The sequence below is a fragment of the Arthrobacter sp. NPDC058127 genome, assembly GCF_042884555.1.
Classification (GTDB): Bacteria; Actinomycetota; Actinomycetes; order Actinomycetales; family Micrococcaceae; genus Arthrobacter.
Map to the genome: position 1 here is coordinate 57,521 of NZ_JBHVTT010000014.1, position 19,069 is coordinate 76,589.

Genomic DNA, 19,069 nt, shown 5'->3' on the forward strand with positions numbered 1-19,069 from the left:
CCCCTTGCTTGTGTCCTATAGCGAAACAGATCGAGTCCAACTTGAATCCTTGGACCTTAACCCTCTAGTTGAAGGTTATAGTTATGTCAAGTAACTCTTAAGTGACGGTATGGGCTATGAATCCGACATTCAATGACCGCCTCCGCGTGTCGTGTGAAAGTCCGAAAAATAGCCCTCTACGTCACTGAAGTTACTAGCTGAAATGGCCTATTTGGTAAACGGGTGCCTCGGTGCGCTGACATCGTAGACATTCACCGGAACTTTTGGATTGGCGGGAGCCTTGAGCAACGCCTCGAGGACGCGCGCCTTCAGCTCCTTCTCGTCCGCATTCCCCCATACGACGATCTTGCCGTCCGTGAGCTTGAGCTCGACGGCGTCCGGCGACGAGGCCGAAGCGCTGGCCATCTTCGCCAGCACATCCGCCGGCAGCGTCGCAAGAACAGCCGTGATCGCCTTGAAGAGACTCTGGTTCGCTCCTTGCCCGTCGATGACCGGCAAGGGAACCGATGCGGGATCGGTGGTTGATCCAAGCTGGACGCCATCGACGTCAACCAGTGAATAGTTGTCGCCGCTCTTGACCAGCGCCACGGGCACCCGCTCCACAATGTGGACCAAAAGTTCCGACGGCGGACGGGCCTCGGTACTGACGGAACGCACCTGGACGAGCGGCTTGAGCAGCGCGGCAATGTCGGCGTCGTTGATTTGCGGAAGGGGTTTTCCCTTCACCGGTTCGAGGGCCTTCTGGACGCTCCCCGCCTGAAGCAGCTTGGTGCCGTCAACCGTCACAGTGCGCACTGCGAACACCGGCGAGTAGATCGACGCAACGATGATTCCGGCGACCAGGGCGACGACGATGGCCACCACCGTGAGCACCGTCCGACGCCGCTTGCGTCCCTTGGGCTCGGGAAATGCCAGCACATTGCTGTCCATGCCCGCGGCTGATTCCGAAGGACCACCGACGGGATCGTCGAGGCCGCGTTCTGCACTGACGACTCCGGGCCGGCTGCCCGCCTGCGGCTTGAACGTGGGCTTCCGGGTGTCAGCCACCCAACAGCTCCACGATCCGGGGTCCGTAGGCAGTCACGTCGCCGGCTCCGACGGTCAGGACGATGTCGCCGTCGCCGGCCGCGGAGAGTACCGCGTCCAGTGCTTCCTGGCCGCCGGCCACGAGCCTGCCATTCTTCAGGCGTCCCGTGATCAGGGTGCTCGTGACCCCGGGGATGGGATCCTCGCGGGCTGGGTAGATGTCCAACACGAGGGCTGTGTCCGCCTCGCCAAGCGCCTCCGCAAACTGCTCCGCGAATTCGCGGGTACGCGAAAACAGGTGCGGCTGGAAGAGCACATGCACCTTGTTGCCGCCTGCCACGGAGCGGGCGGCGGACAAGGCGGCCCGGACTTCCGTGGGGTGGTGGGCGTAGTCGTCGTAGACACGCACGCCCCTCCCCTGCCCCTTGAACTCGAATCGCCGCGATGCTCCGGCGAAATGGCCGAGGGCGGCCGCGGCAACCTCGGGTGCCACGCCGAGCTCGACTGCGACGCCGAACGCGGCCGTCGCGTTCAAGGCGTTGTGCCGCCCGGGCACTTGGAGGCCAAGCCGGTATTCCTGTCCGCCGACAGAGACCCGGACATCGCCCGACCCCCCATCGTACAGGCGGATATCGGCGTCCTCCGCGGTCCCGTAGCCCAGAACCCGGGTGTTGCCCGCTGCGCGGGTCCGTTCCGCGAGGGCCCGGGCACCGTCGTCGTCCGCGCAGGCAAAAAGCACGCCGTCGGCGGGCAGGAGTGCAGCGAAACTGTCGAAGGAGGCGTAGACAGCCTCAGGCGTGCCGTAATAGTCCAGGTGGTCGGCTTCGACGTTGGTGACGACGGCGATGAGGGGCCGATAGTTCAGGAAGGAACCGTCCGATTCATCGGCTTCGGCAACGAAGATGTCCGAGGTGCCGTGCGCTGCGTTGACGCCGAGGGCGGGTACGTTGGCGCCGATGGCGAACGAGGGATCCAGGCCCGCTTCCTTGAGCAACACGGCCACCATTGAGGTGGTGGTGGACTTGCCGTGCGTGCCGGCCACGGTCACCACGCGGTCTGCGCCCATGGTTGCCGCGAGGGCCTCTGAACGGTGGAGCACCGGAAGGCCGGCCGCCCGGGCCGCTTCCAGTTCCGGATTGTCGGCCCTGATGGCCGAACCGGCAACGACGGTCTGCGCGTCACGAAGATTTTCCGCGGCGTAGCCAACTGCGATCCGTGCCCCTGCGGACTGGAGGTCCTGCATGACGGGCAGGTCCTTGGCGTCGGAACCGCTCACGGGAACGCCCCTGGCCACCATGATGCGTGCGACGGCAGACATGCCCACGCCGCCGATGCCGATGAAGTGGACCCTGCCGAGGGAATCGATGTCTGCGAGGGGCTGGGTCATTCGGTTACCGCTTCCAAGACGAGATCAGCCATCCGCTGATCAGCATTTCTGATGCCAAGTTCCTTTGCCTTGCTGGCCATCTCATCAAGGCGGGCTTGATCCGTGAGCAAAGGAATCAGCTCAGCCTTGAGCCATTCCGCGGTCAGGGCCCGGTCGTCGACAAGAAGCGCTGCACCGGCCTTGACCAGGGCGGACGCGTTCATTGCCTGCTCGCCGTTTCCGATGGGCAGCGGAACGAAGACCGCCGGGAGCCCGACGGCGGCCACCTCACTGACGGTTGCCGCGCCGGATCGGGCAAGGAGGACATCGGCTGCCGCGTAGACATTCTCCATGCCGTCCACGTATTCCACCTGGTGGTAGCCGTCGGCAGCCAGGGGGTCGCCGTCGTCGTTCGTCACCGCCTTGCCGCGGCCGGTGATGTGCAGTGTCTGGATACCGGCTTCCGCCAAAGCGGCGACGGCACCGGCGATCGTGCGGTTGATGCTCTGGGCTCCGGACGAACCGCCGGTCACGATGAGTGCAGGCTGTCCGGCGTCGAGGCCCAGGGACTGCCTGGCATCCGCGCGCCAAGCCGCACGGTCCAGACCGGCGATGGCCTTGCGCATGGGCATCCCCACGTGGCGGGCGTGCCGAAGCCGGGTTTCCGGGAAAGCCACCCCGACATGCTTGGTGAACATGGCCCCTACCCGGTTGGCAAGCCCGGCGCGCGTGTTGGCCTCGTGGATGACGATGGGGATCCTGCGACGCCACGCCGCGAGGTACATCGGAGTGCAGACATAGCCGCCGACGCCGAGGAGGACGTCGGCCTGTGCGTCGTCCAGGATGCGCCCGGCTTGCTTGACCGCCGCCGCGAGCCTGCCGGGCAGTTTGAGCAGATCCGCGGAGGGCTTCCGGGGAAAGGGAACCCGGTCGATGGTGGCCAATTCGTAGCCGGCTGCCGGAACCAGACGCGTTTCCATGCCATTGGGCGTGCCGACGGCCAGGATCCTGGCCTCCGGCCGCAGCGACTTGATGGCATCGGCAATGGCGAGCAACGGGCTGATGTGTCCGGCGGTCCCGCCGCCGGCGAGGACCACGGAGAGGGGTTTGGGCTGGGAATTCATGGAGTGCTATGTACGCTTTCGTGCAGTTTTCGCAAGTCGCCAGCGCGGCTTGGAACGGCCGGCAGGAGCCATTTGGGCGCGGGCCAAAGACAACACTACGCCCACGCCGCATAGCGACATCACCAACGCTGAACCGCCATAGGAAATGAAAGGAAGCGGAACGCCGATCACGGGAAGCAGGCCGGCCACCATCGCCATGTTGATCGCGGCCTGTCCGAGCATCCACGCCATGATCGAGCCGCCGAGCACGCGGGCGAACAAGTCTTCCTGGTGGCTGACCACCCGGTAGATCGCAACGGCGAGCAACGCAAAGAGCACCAAGACCACGATGGTCCCCACGAGGCCGAGTTCCTCCCCGATGACAGCGAAGATGAAGTCGTTGTGGGCTTCGGGAATCCATTGGTATTTTTGCCGGCTCTGGCCAAGGCCAACACCAAACCAACTTCCCGAGGCAAGGGCGCTGAGTCCCTGTTCGCTCTGGAACCCGATGTCGCTGGCCCCTGCGCAGCTCTGCCCCATCCACGAGGTGATCCGGCACATCCTGTTTCCGCTGGTAACTGCCAGTATCAGCGCCGCGGCCGCCGCAACGCCTCCTGCAGCAGCGAAGAGCTTCAGGTTGACGCCGCCGAAAAACAAGCCGGCCGCCATGATCAACATGACCACCAACGAGGTTCCAAGGTCATGTCCCAGGACAATCAAGGCAATGATGGCGCCCGAGACCGGAACGATGGGGATGAGCGCATGGGTCCACTTGTCGAGAAGCTTTGCCTTCACGGAAAGGACCGTTGCCATCCAGAGCACCAAGGCGAACTTGGCGTACTCCGATGGCTGGAAGGTGAAGCCACCGATCTCGATCCAGTTCTGGTTGCCCAGCACACGCTTGCCGATCACCAGGACCAGCACCAACAAGGCACCGGCGAGAATGATCGAGGGCCACGCGAATCTCTTAAGCCAAAGGACGTTGACCCGTGAAAGCACCAGCATCGCAACGATGCCGATGCCGGCGAACATTCCTTGCTTGGTGGCGATCGAGTACGGGGATTCTCCAGCCGCAATCGCCTCAACACTGGATGCCGAGAGGACCATGATGATCCCGATGGCCGTGAGCGCAAGCGATGCGCCGAGAATCAGGTAGTACGTAGACCCGTTTCTTGATTTGCCGCTTCCCTCAAGCGTTGACCAGAAACCAGCCATCCCGGAACGTATCCGCGACGGCAGCGAGGCTCGAGCAACGCCTGCCGCGCGTCCGGCGGGGGCTGCCTTGCCGGCCCGGGTCCGCCCGGGCCCGCTGCGCGTGGGCGTGCTGACCATTGTTACTCCTCGGTGGTCTGTGCCTGGCCTTCCACAAGCTCGCGCACTGCCCGGATGAAAGCATCGCCACGGTGAGCGTAGGAAGAGAACTGGTCCATGGAGGCAGCCGCCGGGGCCATCAGCACGGTATCGCCGGGCTCGGCGATACTTGCTGCCGATGCGACAGCGTGGGCCATCACGGTGTCGCCGAAGATCGGAGACGGTTCCGCGGCGGTACCAGCTGAATCGGCGGACTGCACCATTTCAGTGTCGCCCTTGGGCTGCCCGATTACGGGCACATCCGCTGCGTGTCGCTTGAGGGAGGCTTCCAGGTCCGCGGTGTCTGTTCCGATCAGCACTACCGCCTTGAGCCTGTGCGCGTTGCTTTTGACCAAATCGTCATAGTTGACGCCCTTGGACAAACCGCCTGCAATCCAGACGACCTTGTCGAACGCCGACAGGGCTGCGGAAGCAGCGTGCGGATTGGTCGCTTTGGAGTCGTTGACCCAGAGTACGCCGTTCTGCTTGGCCACGGGTTGGATGCGGTGGTCTCCCGGGAGATAGTTCCTGAGGCCCTCACGCACGGCGGACGATTCGACGCCGTAGGCGCGCACCAGGGCGGCAGCAGCCAGGGCGTTGGCAACCATGTGTCGCGGCGCGGCAGTGCCCAAATCGGCCAGGGAGGCAAGTTCCTCTGCCGAACTCTTGCGTTCCTCAATGAACGCACGGTCCACGAGCAACCCCTCGACGACGCCGAGCATGCTGACAGCCGGGGTCAAGGTGGTGAAACCTATAGCCCTGCACCCCTCGACCACGTCGGCATTTTCCACCATGCGTTCGGTCTCGATCTGCTCAGCGTTGTAGATGCATGCCTTCTGGGTGTTCTCGAAGATCTTTGCCTTGTCCGCGAGGTAGGACTCGTAAGAGCCATGCCAGTCAACGTGGTCCTCGGCGACGTTGAGGCAGACGCTGGCCACCGGGGAGAGGGATTCGATCCAGTGCAACTGGAAGCTGGACAGCTCAACCGCGAAAGCGTCGTACTCAACCGGATCACGGAGTGCATCCAGGATCGGAGTGCCTACATTCCCCACGGCGATTGCCTTGAGCCCCGCCGCCTGCAGCATTGCTTCGGTCATGCCCACCGTGGTGGTCTTGCCGTTGGTACCTGTGATCGTGAGCCAGTCCGCCGTCTTGCGGCCCTTGCGTTCGCGCACCCGCCAAGCGAGTTCGACGTCGCCCCACACCGGGACGTGGGCCCGTTTGGCGGCTGCCAGGAGGGATTGGTCCGGCCGCCAGCCCGGCGACGTGACCACGAGTTCGGGTTTTTCACCGTCCACACGGGGCAGGGTCTTGACGGCGTCCTGGCCGAGCAGGACGTCGGCTGCGCCCACGATCTTCAAGGTGTCCGCCTGGGCGAGGGCTTTGGCGCTCGTGGCAGCGTCAACAACCACCACGCGTGCGCCGAGTTCGATCAAGGTATCGGCGGCCGCGAAACCGGAGACTCCGATGCCGGTCACGACGACGCGAAGGCCCTTCCAGTCGGAATCCCAACTGACGAGGTCCTTGAGCCGGTCATTGGACGAAGGCTTGGTTTGAGGACTTGCGCTCACAGCAGCACCACCCATTCAGCATAGAAAATCCCAAGGCCTGCTGCCACGAACAGGCCACAAAGAATCCAGAATCGGACAACCACCGTGATCTCGGCCCAGCCCTTGAGTTCGAAATGATGCTGAAGGGGGGCCATCTTGAAGACACGTTTGCCCTTGGTGACCTTGAAGTAGCCCACCTGGATGATGACCGACAGTGTAATCAGGACGAAAAGACCGCCGATGATGCCCAAAAGAAGCTCGGTGCGGGAGAGGATCGCAAAGCCGGCCACCGCGCCGCCGATAGCGAGGGAACCGGTATCTCCCATGAAGATCTTCGCCGGAGACGTGTTCCACCAGAGGAAGCCCACCAGCGCGGCACTGCAAATAGCCGCCAGGAGCGCCAGATCGAGCGGGTCACGGACCGAATAGCAGCCGCTGCCCGCCTCGCGGGGCGAACCGCAGGCCTGGTTGTTCTGCCAGATTCCCATGAGTGTGTAAGCGCCGAAGACCATGATGGAGGCACCCGCGGCAAGGCCGTCCAGTCCGTCCGTGAGGTTGACGCCGTTGGTTGCCGCAGTGACGATCAGGTTCGACCAGATGACAAACAGGATGGCTCCAAGGACGGTGCCTCCGAAGGCCAGGTTCAGCCAGGGGATGTCCCGCACAAGGGAAATATGCGTGGAGGCCGGGGTGATCCCCTCCGCGTCAGGGAAGTTCAAGACCAGCACTGCGAAGACAATGCCGACGAATGCTTGAAGGATCAGCTTGGCCTTGGCGTTGAGTCCGAGGCTGCGCTGCTTGGAAATCTTGATGAAATCGTCGAGGAAACCAACGAATCCCATGCCGACCATCAGGAACAACAAGAGCAGGCCCGAAGCTGACGGGCCCGGTGATCGTGGGTTCATCATCCACATGATCAGGTGGGTCAACCCATAACTGATGAGCACGGCAGCCACCACGACTGTCCCGCCCATGGTGGGGGTACCGCGCTTGGTGTGGTGGGACGTGGGTCCGTCGTCGCGGATGAACTGGCCGTATCCCTTGGTGACAAGGAACCGGATGAACAGTGGCGTTCCGATCAGAGCCACCAGGAGGGCAACGCCCGCGCCGATCAACAGTGCAATCACAGCAGCTCGTTCCCTTCATTGGCGGCAGTTGCAGCCGCAGTGTTCGCACTTGTCCCGGCCTGTGGGGGTAATGCTATCCGATCCCCCAAATGCCTTAGGCCGACCCCGTTTGAGGACTTGAAAAGCACCAGGTCGCCTGGTTCGAGCTCGGCCTGCAGCAGTTCGTAAGCCTCGTCAGCCGTTTCGGTGAAACTGCATTCGTCGCCCCAGGACCCTTCCTGGATCGCGGAAATGTACAGCGCCCGGGCTTCGCGGCCAACCACAACGAGCCGGGAAATGTTCAAGCGGACCACTTGCGTCCCCACCGCCGTGTGTTCGCGGATGGAATCTTCGCCAAGTTCCAGCATCGCTCCCAGCACCGCCCAGGTGCGGCGTCCCTGGCCGAGGTCGGCGAGGGTTCGCAAGGCTGCACGCATGGATTCCGGATTCGCGTTGTACGCGTCGTTGATGATGGTGACGCCGTCTGCCCGCTCCGTGCGTTCCATTCGCCACCGGCTGGCCGGCGACTGCTCGCTCAGCGAGGCGGCGATCTCGGCCGCAGGGAGTCCTGCCGCGAACGCTGCGGCCGCAGCAGCAAGCAGGTTGGTGATGTGGTGGGCACCGATGAGCTTGCTGTGGACGGGAAGGGGGACCCCGCCGTCGGGCAGGACGAGCTCGAATTCCGGGTGGCCGTCTTCGTCGATATCGGCGTTCCTGGCTTCGACCGCGGAGCCGGAAATGCCGGTAGCGGTGGTTCCGAGCACTTCGGCCCGGGTGCGGGAGACCATCGCCGCGACCCGCGCGTCGTCGAGGTTGATGACGGCCGTTCCGTCCTCCCCCAGCGCCTCGACGAGTTCGCCTTTTGCCTTGGCTATGTTCTCCACGCCACCGAACTCGCCGGCGTGGGCGGTGCCTACGCAAAGAACGACGCCGATGTCCGGCTGGACCATGTCGGCGAGGTATTTGATGTGGCCGACGCCGGTGGCGCCCATTTCGATCACGAGGTAACGGGTGCCGGCATCGGCCCCGAACACTGTGAGCGGCACGCCGACTTCACCGTTGTACGAACCCTGCGGCGCCACGGTGGCCCCGGCCCGGGAAAGGATCCCCGCGAGCAGGTCCTTGGTAGTGGTCTTGCCCGCCGAGCCGGTGATGCCGATGACGGTGAAGGGCTCCCCCTTTGCCGCACGTTCGGCGCGGATTCGGCGGACGGACTCTGCAGCCAAGGCACCCATGGCGATCACGGCGTCATCGACCACGACGGCGGGGTACGGCCGGCCGTCGTCGTCGGAAACGTCGCGCTCGGTCAGAGCCAGAACGGCTCCGCGCTCAAAAGCGGCGCCCACGTAGGCATGGCCGTCGGCGTTCTCTCCTGGCTTGGCCACGTACAACGATCCGGCAGCCGCCTCACGGGAATCGGTAACGACGGACACCGGAACGATGCCCGGGTCCGCTGCCAATCGGCCATTGGTAATATCGGCGATCTCCGCCGCAGTAAGTGCAATCATCTCGGTCTAGGACTCTATCCGCTCGTCCGTGGAAACCTTGAATCCCCTGGCTGTCAAGGCTGCCCGCAGTTCCACCCGGTCATCGAGGGCAAGGTTCACGCCCTTCACTTCCTGCCAGACCTCGTGTCCTCGGCCGGCGATCAGGATGGTGTCCTTCTCAGTGGCGAGTTCCACGGCTTGGCGGATGGCGACGTCCCGGGGGTACGCTTCCACGATCTCGCAGTCAAGGCCCTCTGACTCCTGGACGGCGCGGGCCCCGGCGATGACTTCCGAACGGATCGCCGCAGCGTCTTCGTCATGCGGATCGTCGTCGCTGACAATCACGACGTCGGCGAGCCGGGCGGCTATGGCGCCCATCGTCGGCCTCTTGCCCTGGTCACGCTGTCCAGTGGCGCCGAAAACGACAATCACTCGGGATCCGGGGGCTTGCGAGCGTACGGCCTTCAGAGCCCTCGCCAGTGCGTCCGGGTTGTGCGCGAAATCGACAACGGAAGCCGGGGCATCCGAGATCAGCTGCATCCGGCCCGGTACGGAAACGGTGAAGGGATCATGCCTCTCGAGCGCCGCCTGCAGTGCCGGCGGTTCGATGCCGGAGTCGAGCACCATAATGGTGGCCAGGGCCGCGTTGGCGACGTTGAAATCCCCCGGTAATCCTGTATGGACGCGTAGGACTGTTCCATCGCGGTGGCGCAATTCGAAGTCCGTTCCAAGCCCGCGTTGCTCGGCTGACTCCACTGTCCAGTCAGCGTCGCTGCCCGGCGTGGTCGCCAGCGTGGTCACGGGAATTCCCGCCTCGTCGGCCAGTAAGCGCCCCCAGCGGTCGTCGACGGTCACTACAGCGCGCTGTGCGCGCGCGCTGGTGAAGAGTTCCGCCTTGGTCCGGAAGTACTCGTCCATGCTTCCGTGGAGATCGAGGTGGTCCTGCGTCAGGTTGGTGAAGCCGGCAACATCGAACGTCACCGAGTCGACCCTGTGGAAGGACAGGGCGTGGGAGGAGACCTCCATGGAAGCCGCGTCAAGCCCACGTTCACGCATGAGGGCGAGCAAGGCATGGACATCCGTTGACTCCGGCGTGGTCAACAGGCTCGGGATGGCCTCGGCCCCCGCAAGGATTTCGATCGTCCCGATCAGGCCAGGATTCCTGCCCAGCGCACGGAGGAGGGAGTTGATGAAATACGTCGTGGTCGTTTTACCGTTCGTACCGGTTACCCCGAAAAGTGTGGGCGAAACCCCATCGAGGGGTTGGCTTCGATAAATGAGGGCGGCGAGGGTCCCGACCGCGGCACGGGGATTGCTGACGATCAGCACGGGAACAGCAAGGTCCTCAAGTGCCAATTGGCGGGCGCCATCTTCATCGCTCAAGACAGCCACGGCACCGGCCGCCACCGCCTGGGTGACAAAGTCGGCCCCGTGCCGTGTGGCTCCGGGCAGGGCCAGGTACAAGTCTCCCGGCTCGACAGTGCGCGAGTTGAGGGATACACCGGTCACCGACGTACCGCTGGAGTCCAGGGGCAGCGCAATTCCGAGGGAGGACGCGATGGCCTCAAGGGGAACAGGCGCCACGACGGCTGGACGGAAGCCGGGTTTGTCCGTAGCCGGCGGGTTCCCTGTAGGGATCGATACGGCATCATTCTGCTCTGACAAGGTGGTCTCCGTTGGTGCTCGTAAAACTGGCCGTGCGGGATCCCGGGGGCTCCCGCAAACGGCATGGGTGGATCGTAATGTGGCCGGACAGATGCCCAACAAGCTTACTTGGCGAAACTGGACTACTTGCCGTACTGGCCCTATTTGGCGTACTGGGGGAACCGCGCCGGAGTGCCGGTGGACGGCGGGACGTTGTAGGTGCGCAGGACCTGGCCCATGACCGAGCGGAAAATCGGCCCCTGGGTGATGCCGTAAATGCTGCCCTTGGGCCGCTGGAGGACTACCTCTACGATGAAGCGCGGATTCTCCATGGGCGCCATACCCACAATGGACGCGGTGTAGCCATCGAAGCCAGGTAGCCCGTCTTCACGGGGTGCCTGGGAGGTGCCCGTCTTGGCGCCCACGCGGTATCCATCGATGGCGGCATCTTTCACTTCGCCCATTGTGACGTTGCTCTCCAGGATGTCCCGGACCTGTTGGGCCGTTTCCTTGGAAACGACTTGGCGGGAATCCTTGGCAGGCACTTTGTTCTCGACCCCGTCGGCTCCGACGTAACCGTCAATCAGCCGCGGTTGCAGCATCACGCCGTCGTTGGCCACGCTTTGGTAGGCCCGGACGGTCTGCAGCGTGGACTGGGAAACACCTTGGCCGAACAGTACGGTGTACTGCTGGCGGTCATCCCATTGATCGGGCTTGGCCAGGATGCCTGAGGTTTCAGCAGGGAGGCCGATGTCCGGAGCTTCGCCGATACCGAAGCGGGTGAGGTAGTCATAACGCTGTTGCTTGCTCAGGCGGCTGCCGATCATCACGGTACCCGTGTTCATCGAATAGCCAAGGATGCCGGCAAGGGTCCTCTGCTCGGTTCCATGGTCGAACGCATCGGTGAACGTCTGACCGTCGATGGTCAAAGCAGGTGGAATGGTGACCGTGTCCAGCGGGCTGGACTTTCCTTCATTGATCGCAGCGGACGCGGTGATCATCTTCTCGACCGAACCAGGCTCATAGGCGGCCGTCACGGACCGCACGCCGCGGTCCGCGGCCGCTACCTTGCCGGGGTCGTTGGGATCCGGGGCGTTCGTGTCCGCCATCGCAATGAGGTTCCCGGTCTTGATGTCCTCGACGACGATTGATCCCCACTCGGCATTGAGCTGGTTGACCTGGGTCTGGATGGCCTGCTGCGCAAAGTACTGGATGTCCGTGTTCAGGGTCAGCTTGACGTCCTGGCCGTTCACGGCAGGTGTCAGCAGGTCGGTCGCCACGGGAATGCGAAGGCCATCGGCGCCGATCTCAAAGACGCGCTTGCCATCTTTGCCGCGCAGGAGATCGTCCTGGGTCTGCTCAAGGCCGGCCTGGCCTGTGGTGCCGTCCTTGAGGAAGCCAATGACTCCCCCGGCGACGCTTCCATTGGGATAGACCCGCTTGCTGACGCCTTCCGACACCACACCAGGGATGTGCAGTTGGGATATCCTGTCTTCGACGTCCGGCTTCACTTCCTTGGCCACTATGTTGTACTTCTTCACGCCGGTCACGGCCTGCGTGACCTGCCCGACGTCCATCCCCAGCGCACTGGCAAGCTCTGATATCCCCTGGGACCTGGAGATCGTGTCTATCGCCTGGGTCTGGGAGTTGAAACGGGGAAACTGATCAGTGTTTGTGTTGACCGTCTGGTCCACCACAATGTTGTAACGGATCACGCTGCTGGCGAGCACCGTGCCGTTCGAGTCAAGGATCTTGCCGCGTTCGGCAGGCAGGATGGTGGTTGTCAGCCGGTTGTTGTAGGCAGCCTCGGCCAGGCCTCCGACGTCAAGCCCTTGCACCAGGAACAACTTGCCCCCTACCACCAACAGCAGCGCCAACATGATCGCGAGGCCGATGCGCAGGCGCTTCTTCGCCGCCGGCGTTCTCTTGTTCTTCGATTTGCCGGTTTTCTGCACCACGTCGATTCCTTGCTGCTTGCCTTGCTGTTTACCCTGAAATCAGGTCGGCTGAACGCTACTGCCCCGGTACCTTCTGCTGTGGAGCGGGGACCGAACCACCATGGAGATCCACAACCGGCGCCTTGGGTGCCGCCGGAACCGCGGGCGCTTGCGGTTTAGCCGGTGTGGAGTCGGCGGTCCCGTTGGGTTTGCGGCTGTCCAGCGAATCATTCTTGGCAGGGGCAGGAGGTACGACGCCCGACTGGCCTGCAACCGCAGGAGCAGCAATGACGGCACCGGGATTCTGTCCCTTGGTTGCCGGCGTGGCTTTTCCTGTGACCGTCAGGTTGTCCAGGTCGATCTGGCCCGTGGCAGTGGAAGCTACCATTCCCAATTCTGCGGCCTTGGCGGCCAGATTCTGGGGAGCTTGGTAGTTCTGGACCTGCTGTGTCAGATCCTGGTTCTGCTTGTTCAGGGATGCAGCGTCGTTCCTGAGCTTGACGAGGTCGTACTGGGCCGTGGAAACGGAGATGTTGAGGACCAGGACAGTCAACAAGGCGGCTGCCAGCACGCCGAAGCAGAAGACGACGAACGGAGTCCGTCGTCTTCCTGGAACACTCTGCACGAGCGAGAGCGGCGTCCGCGCCTTGCGGGGCGCGTCGCGCTCCGGTCCCCGGGCGGGCAGGGCACGCGCGGTGTTGCCCACTGTGGTCGGCAGGATCTTCGCGGCAGCGGTGCTCATGCTGTTCTCCTCGCTTTGATGCGTTCCACGGCCCGCAGGCGGGCAGATGCCGCACGCGGGTTTTCGGCGATTTCTTCGGGTGTCGGCACTTCCGTGCCTTTGGTCAAGGTCTTGAATTCCGGCTTGTGTTCCTCCAGCTCCACCGGGAAGCCGAGCGGGGCCGATGACTTGGAGCGGGACTGGAAGACGGACTTGACGATTTTGTCTTCGAGGGAGTGGTACGACATCACCACTACCCGTCCCCCCATTGCCGAGGCCGAGAGAGCGGCAGGCACTGCCCTCTCAAGGACGTCGAGTTCCTCGTTGACTTCAATCCGCAAGGCCTGGAAAGTCCGCTTTGCCGGATGCCCGCCGGACTTTGCAGCCGCCGCAGGAACAACGCCGCGGATCTGCTCGACGAGTTCACCGGTGGTGGCGAACGGCTTGGCGGCCCTCGCCGTGACGATGCGGTTTGCGATCCTGCCGGCAAACTTCTCTTCGCCCCACTTGCGGATAATCCGCACCAGGTCTTCTTCGGAATAGTTGTTGACTACGTCAGCGGCAGTCTGGCCGCGGCTGGTGTCCATCCGCATGTCCAGTGGAGCGTCGTAGGAGTAGGCAAAACCGCGCTCCCGCTCGTCCAGTTGAAGGGAAGACACGCCCAGGTCCATGAGGATCCCGTGCACCTCGGGGATACCAAGGTCCGCGAGGACATCTTCTATCTCGTCATAGACGGCATGTACGAGGTCCGTGCGGGCAGAGAACGGTTGCAGGCGCGCTCCGGCGAGGGCGAGTGCCTCTTCATCCCGGTCTATCCCGACAAGGTGCAGATCGGGGAACCGTTGCAGCATCGCTTCGGAGTGGCCGCCCATTCCCAACGTGGCGTCGATGACGACGGGGGTTTCGCCACGGCTGCGGGCCGCCTCAAAACCTGGTGCCAACAAATTGATGCACCGGTCCTTCAGGACCGGTACATGTCGCTCCGAGGTTGGTTTTGGCGCGTCTTGCTCCTCCATGCGGCCTCCTCAGAGCTGATTGTTCGTCGGTCAGTCGGGCGGGTCGCTTCTTGAGCCGGATCCCCATCCGCGCCTATCGCAGCGTCTGCCTGGCTCCGGGGAAGGTGAGCCAGGAAAACAATGTGATGGGCGGCTGGAGATCCCGTCCAAGAAGCATTGATGCTTCCTGTCCCGGTTTCTAAATGAACCCGGGAAGGTTGTCGTCGTCGGTCTCCGAGAAGGCGGCTTCCTTCTCGGCCAGGTACTCATCCCAAGCCTGGGCATCCCAGATCTCAGCACGGGTTCCGGCGCCGATGACCGCCAATTCCCGCTCAAGACCTGCGTAGCTCCGGAGCGCCGGCGGAATCGTCACGCGCCCCTGCTTGTCAGGTACCTCGTCAGAGGCTCCGGACAGGAAAACCCGGATGTAGTCACGTGACTGCTTGGAGGAAATGGGGGCCTCCCGCATGGACTCGTGAATACGTTCGAATTCCCGCTGGCTGAAGACGTAGATGCAACGCTCCTGGCCCCTTGTGAGCACCAAGCCGTCAGCAAGTTCCTCGCGGAACTTGGCGGGAAGGATGATCCGGCCCTTTTCGTCCAGACGGGGAGAATGCGTGCCAAGAAACACTGGCCCACCGCCCCCATCCGTAAAGGTGCCCGTACCTGCCCCACGCCGCCACTACCCTCTTACTCGCTCCACTTTACTCCACAAGCCCCCACAGTCAACGCAATCCGGCGTGTTTCCGCCCCACTTTCGAATGCGGCAGCCTGAAAACACGTGGATCTCAAGGGTGGTTGGCGGTGGAGGAGACTTTGCGGCGGCGCTGCGGGGATGCGCACGACGGCGGCCCTGAGTCGTGCCCGCAGGCTCGCGAGGTGCGGCGAACGTGGCGTTAAATGCGAAAAGACCCGATATTCGGGTCTTTTCGCAATCAGGCCAGAGCCTGGTGGTGCAATGTGGAGGACTCGGCATCCACGTGGAGGACGAGCCCCTCAATGGAGCGCTCAGCTACTCCTCGCCGCGGCGACGCTCGTCCCAGCGTTCCTCGAGGTTGCTCATGAATGAGTTCCTTGCCTTGCCCGGCTTGGCGCTCTTCGACTTGCCGCCGACTGCCCTTCTCAGGGTGGCGAAGTAAACGCCGGCGCCCATGACGATGAAGCCCAGCACGCCAAGGAAGATGTTCTGCAAGGACACACCTACCAACAACAAGAGAATCCCGGCGATAGTGCCTAGAACGCCAATAACGATGTGCCTGGTCGACCATGAGCGAATGGGGTCAGAGCCCATTGAATTGGCAAACTTTGGATCGTCCTCATGCAGTTGCTTCTCGAGTTGCTCGAGGAGCTTCTGTTCGTGCTCCGAGAGGGGCATCGCGACCTCCTTTAGTCGGCCAGCGTCTGGATACGCCGCGGCCGTTGCCTCTTGTTCCTTGAACGGACGAACCCAAAAAAGGGTTCCCGAAGACCGTGTCTTGTGAACACGGTCTCACGGAACAGACGCAACATGGCAATTTATCCAGACGGTCTAAATCTGTGTATCTCTAGGATAGTTTGTTGGCCGCTGTTCTGAAAGACACTCCGGAGGCGCGCGAGCGCACTTCGACGCCTAGGGAGAGCCCTGCCCATCGGGCTCCGGATGCGGCTCCAGAAGCGTTGCCGGAAGGACAGTCTTGCTGCCGAATCGCTCGGTGACTCGGTCAAGCGCCTGCTCGGCGGCCCGCCAGTTGTCGTCCCTGCGATCCAGGCTTAACTGCAGCGAGGCATGCTCGGCCGGCTCAAGCTGCTCGGCGCGGACTCCCACAAGCCGCACGCTCATCGGCCGCTCCCCCAAGGACGCCAGCAACTGGCTCGCCACCTGATAGATCAGCTGGGCGCTGTCCACCGGCGTATGCATTGTCTTGCTGCGGCTGATTGTCGAAAAATCCGCATAGCGCAGCTTCAGCGCGATGGTCCGGGCTACCATTCCGGCTGTCCGCAGCCGTGAAGCGGTTCGGTGGGAGAGCCTCAGCAACTCGCGGTGCAGGAGCGCGTCATCCGGAGTGTCAACTGCGAACGTTTCCTCGGAGCCAATGCTCTTTTCGAGGCGGGTAGGCGTGACCGGCCGCGGATCCAGGCCCAGCGACAATCGGTGGACGTGCTCGCCCGAAGCTCCAAGGACCTTTTTCAAGGAAGAAAGCGGCGTGGCCGCAACATCAGCGACGGTACGGATCCCCAGCCTGGCGAGGACATCGGCGGTCTTGGCCCCGACTCCCCACAAGGCGTTCACGGGCAGGCTGTGCAAGTAGGCTACGGTCTGCCCCGCCTCAATCAGGAGCAGTCCGTCGGGTTTGCAGCGTGTAGAAGCTATTTTGGCAACGAACTTGTTGGCGGCTATCCCCACGGACGCAGTGATTCCCAGCTCGGACGCAACGCGGCTCCGGATCAAATGGCCGATCTGGAGAGGCGGACCAAGCCTCCTGATCGCGCCGCCGACGTCCAGGAAAGCCTCGTCGACGCTCAACGGCTCCACGAGGTCCGTTATCGATTCGAATATTCCCATCAGCTGCCGGGACACCTCGTAATAAAGGGTGTGGCGGGGCTCGATGATGATCGCGTTGGGGCACATCCGCATGGCGTTGGCCATGGGCATGGCAGACTTCACGCCCAACGCGCGCGCTTCGTAGGATGCGGACAGCACAACTGAGCGATCCACCGGAAACCCCACAATGACGGGCTTCCCCTTGAGTTCAGGCCGCGTGCGCAGTTCCACGGAGACAAAGAAGGCATCCATGTCTACGTGGAGGATGCTGGTTCGCCTCAGTTCCCGCAGGGCAGCGGGATCCGGGGCGAATTCTTGTCCGGGGCCCCGCCCGTTGTCCTCTGCTTGTGGTCTCACAAGGAAATCCTATGCCGCGGCACTGGTTACGGGAGGCCGCATCCGGCGTCCTAAACTGGAGGCAGCATCCGGCGTCGTCCCCAGGAGGAAATCCCTGTGAAGCTCTTTGGAAAGCCTCAACCCGTCAGCCTGGCCCTGTTGGCCACGGGCGTCGCGTTGACCATCTCGGCTTGCGGGTCGTCCCCTGCAAGCACGGCATCCCAAGGGGCGGGGCCAACATCGTCGTCCGGGGCGGTCACTGCCTCGGCGAGTCCGGCGCCGGCTGCCACTTCCACGGGGGCCGCAGGAGCTTCGGCGGCGGTCGGCGCCCTGGTTCCGGGATTCCCGCAGCAATTGATTCCGTTGATGCCCAAGGCAGCGGTGGAATCCAGCAGTTTCGACAAGAACTCCTCCCCGGCGTCGGTGGCCCTGGTCGGCACCATTGCGTCTCCGGTCGACGCAGTCGTGGCCTTTTATACTTCCGCGCTCACGGCGCAGGGCTTTAAGGAAGTTCCCGGAAACACCGTGGGAAGTATCAAATCAAAGGATTTCCTCCGTGGCGACAATGAAACGGTGAATATCTCAGTGGTGGAAACGGCAGGCAAATCCACGTTCACCATCGGTGCCAACGTGGCCGCCGGGTCAATCAAGTGACCGCGGATAGCCTCGGTTCGGAACAGAGCCGTTTTGTGGCCGATGTCGCCGCCAAACTTAGCGGCTTCCTTGGGGCGCAACAAGAAACCATGGCCACCATCTCTCCCGATGTCGCCCCCCTCATGGGCTCAATCACGAGCCTTGTGACAGGCGGCAAACGGCTCCGGGCCTTGATGTGCTACTGGGGATGGAGAGGTGCCGGAGGTGAGTCCGCACATCCCGACATCATCACTGCGGGCTGCGCTTTGGAACTTTTTCAGGCTGCAGCCCTGATTCACGATGACATCATCGACCGCTCTGATACGCGGCGCGGCGGTCCCAGCGTCCACAAGAGGTTCAGCCAGCTCCATGAGGGCGAAGGATGGGCCCTCGACAGCGAGCGCTTCGGGCACGCGGCCGCCATCCTGACCGGAGACCTGTGCCTGTCCTTCAGTGAAGAGGCGTTCACGGAGATTGGTGGCAGGGCCGCCTCCGGCACCCGTGCGCGGCGGATCTTCAACCTGATGCGCGCCGAAGTCATGGCCGGTCAATACCTGGACATCCTGGAGGAAGTCGCAGGTCCGGTGCGGGACCGCGCAGGTGCCGTCCACCGCGCCCAGTCCATCATCCGTTTCAAATCGGCGAAGTACTCGACTGAACACCCCTTGGCTCTTGGGGGCGCGTTGGCTGGGGCCAGCGAAGAGCTTCTGCGAGGCTATTCCGCCTTCGCGTTGCCGCTTGGTGAAGCATTCCAGCTACGCGACGACGTCCTGGGAGTGTTCGGAGACCCCGGGACTACAGGAAAGCCCGCGGGGGATGACCTCCGCGAGGGCAAGCGCACCGTGCTGGTGGGCTTCGCGATCAACCAGGCCGGAGCTGCTGATTCGAGCTACATCGATACCATGCTCGGAAGGCAGGACCTTGGTGAGGCCGAGGTTGCCGAGATCAGGCGGATCATCGTGGATTGCGGCGCCCTCGAAGCCACGGAATCAATGATCGAGGAGCTCAGTAACGAGGCTTTCGAGGCCCTGGATCGCCTCCCCCTGGCCGAACTTCCGCTTACCGCACTCAGGCAGTTGGCCGAAGCCGCAGTCAGCCGGGCAGCGTGAACCTTTGCGTAAATCCAGGTTATCCAGGTTATCCAGGTTAAAGGCCTTCTGGATGCATACCCCTTAAATACAGTGGTGGGGGGGGGGGGGGGGGGGGGGGCGGCGGGGGGGGGGGGCGGGGGGGCGGCGCAGAGAAGAGGGTGATGGGGCAGTGGGGGGATAGGGTGGAGGGCGGGCACGCAGCC

General features: G+C 63.2%; 16 protein-coding genes and 1 pseudogene. 2 read left to right on the forward strand and 15 right to left on the reverse strand.

Going from position 1 to position 19,069, the window contains the following annotated elements:
- Window positions 1–207: 207 nt before the first annotated feature.
- From ACFVTG_RS17290 to ACFVTG_RS17360, 15 genes and pseudogenes are all read right to left on the reverse strand, one after another.
- The gene (locus ACFVTG_RS17290) at window positions 208–1,047 is read right to left on the reverse strand and encodes a cell division protein FtsQ/DivIB (RefSeq protein ID WP_390282145.1); all 840 of its coding nucleotides are present in this window, start codon (window positions 1,045–1,047) and stop codon (window positions 208–210) included.
- Window positions 1,040–2,314: pseudogene (murC, locus tag ACFVTG_RS17295) on the reverse strand (UDP-N-acetylmuramate--L-alanine ligase); the annotation flags it as partial. The gene ACFVTG_RS17290 and the pseudogene murC, both read right to left, overlap by 8 nt.
- Before the next feature lie 95 nt (window positions 2,315–2,409).
- Window positions 2,410–3,516, reverse strand: a complete 1,107-nt coding sequence (gene murG, locus ACFVTG_RS17300) for an undecaprenyldiphospho-muramoylpentapeptide beta-N-acetylglucosaminyltransferase (protein ID WP_390282146.1) — start codon at window positions 3,514–3,516, stop codon at window positions 2,410–2,412.
- A gap of 6 nt (window positions 3,517–3,522) precedes the next feature.
- Complete coding sequence (gene ftsW / locus ACFVTG_RS17305; protein ID WP_390282147.1) at window positions 3,523–4,827, reverse strand: putative lipid II flippase FtsW; 1,305 nt, start codon at window positions 4,825–4,827, stop codon at window positions 3,523–3,525.
- Between the two features lie 2 nt (window positions 4,828–4,829).
- Window positions 4,830–6,431, reverse strand: coding sequence for a UDP-N-acetylmuramoyl-L-alanine--D-glutamate ligase (gene murD, locus ACFVTG_RS17310; RefSeq protein WP_390282148.1), 1,602 nt, complete (start codon window positions 6,429–6,431; stop codon window positions 4,830–4,832).
- The gene (gene mraY, locus ACFVTG_RS17315) at window positions 6,413–7,522 is read right to left on the reverse strand and encodes a phospho-N-acetylmuramoyl-pentapeptide-transferase (protein ID WP_269996805.1); all 1,110 of its coding nucleotides are present in this window, start codon (window positions 7,520–7,522) and stop codon (window positions 6,413–6,415) included. Before mraY ends, murD begins: the two co-directional genes overlap by 19 nt.
- Window positions 7,519–9,009, reverse strand: coding sequence for a UDP-N-acetylmuramoyl-tripeptide--D-alanyl-D-alanine ligase (murF, locus tag ACFVTG_RS17320; RefSeq protein ID WP_284751763.1), 1,491 nt, complete (start codon window positions 9,007–9,009; stop codon window positions 7,519–7,521). The genes mraY and murF overlap by 4 nt, the downstream gene beginning before the upstream one ends.
- Before the next feature lie 6 nt (window positions 9,010–9,015).
- Complete coding sequence (locus ACFVTG_RS17325; RefSeq protein ID WP_390282149.1) at window positions 9,016–10,653, reverse strand: UDP-N-acetylmuramoyl-L-alanyl-D-glutamate--2,6-diaminopimelate ligase; 1,638 nt, start codon at window positions 10,651–10,653, stop codon at window positions 9,016–9,018.
- A gap of 140 nt (window positions 10,654–10,793) precedes the next feature.
- A complete protein-coding gene (locus ACFVTG_RS17330; protein WP_284751762.1) occupies window positions 10,794–12,590 on the reverse strand; it encodes a penicillin-binding protein 2 in 1,797 nt (598 codons plus the stop codon).
- 55 nt (window positions 12,591–12,645) lie between these two features.
- The gene (locus ACFVTG_RS17335) at window positions 12,646–13,311 is read right to left on the reverse strand and encodes a hypothetical protein (protein ID WP_390282151.1); all 666 of its coding nucleotides are present in this window, start codon (window positions 13,309–13,311) and stop codon (window positions 12,646–12,648) included.
- Window positions 13,308–14,306 (reverse strand): 16S rRNA (cytosine(1402)-N(4))-methyltransferase RsmH, encoded by a 999-nt coding sequence (gene rsmH, locus ACFVTG_RS17340; RefSeq protein WP_284751760.1) that lies wholly within the window; start codon window positions 14,304–14,306, stop codon window positions 13,308–13,310. The genes ACFVTG_RS17335 and rsmH overlap by 4 nt, the downstream gene beginning before the upstream one ends.
- Window positions 14,307–14,484: 178 nt before the next feature.
- Window positions 14,485–14,916, reverse strand: coding sequence for a division/cell wall cluster transcriptional repressor MraZ (gene mraZ / locus ACFVTG_RS17345; protein WP_059389147.1), 432 nt, complete (start codon window positions 14,914–14,916; stop codon window positions 14,485–14,487).
- Between the two features lie 381 nt (window positions 14,917–15,297).
- Entirely contained in the window at window positions 15,298–15,660 is a 363-nt protein-coding gene (locus ACFVTG_RS17350) for a DUF3040 domain-containing protein (protein WP_284751759.1), read from the reverse strand.
- Window positions 15,661–15,894: 234 nt separating this feature from the next.
- Window positions 15,895–17,097: a DNA polymerase IV gene (gene dinB / locus ACFVTG_RS17355; protein ID WP_390282187.1), complete on the reverse strand. Its 1,203-nt coding sequence runs from the start codon at window positions 17,095–17,097 to the stop codon at window positions 15,895–15,897.
- A 182-nt stretch (window positions 17,098–17,279) separates the two neighbouring features.
- Window positions 17,280–17,546, reverse strand: coding sequence for a hypothetical protein (locus ACFVTG_RS17360; RefSeq protein ID WP_350225127.1), 267 nt, complete (start codon window positions 17,544–17,546; stop codon window positions 17,280–17,282).
- Between ACFVTG_RS17360 and ACFVTG_RS17365 the strand changes: the two genes are divergently transcribed.
- Together ACFVTG_RS17365 and ACFVTG_RS17370 are read left to right on the forward strand one after the other, a co-directional pair.
- The gene (locus tag ACFVTG_RS17365; protein WP_350225126.1) at window positions 17,524–17,796 is read left to right on the forward strand and encodes a hypothetical protein; all 273 of its coding nucleotides are present in this window, start codon (window positions 17,524–17,526) and stop codon (window positions 17,794–17,796) included. The genes ACFVTG_RS17360 and ACFVTG_RS17365 overlap by 23 nt on opposite strands.
- An 89-nt stretch (window positions 17,797–17,885) precedes the next feature.
- A complete protein-coding gene (locus tag ACFVTG_RS17370; RefSeq protein WP_390282188.1) occupies window positions 17,886–18,884 on the forward strand; it encodes a polyprenyl synthetase family protein in 999 nt (332 codons plus the stop codon).
- Window positions 18,885–19,069 lie beyond the last annotated feature (185 nt).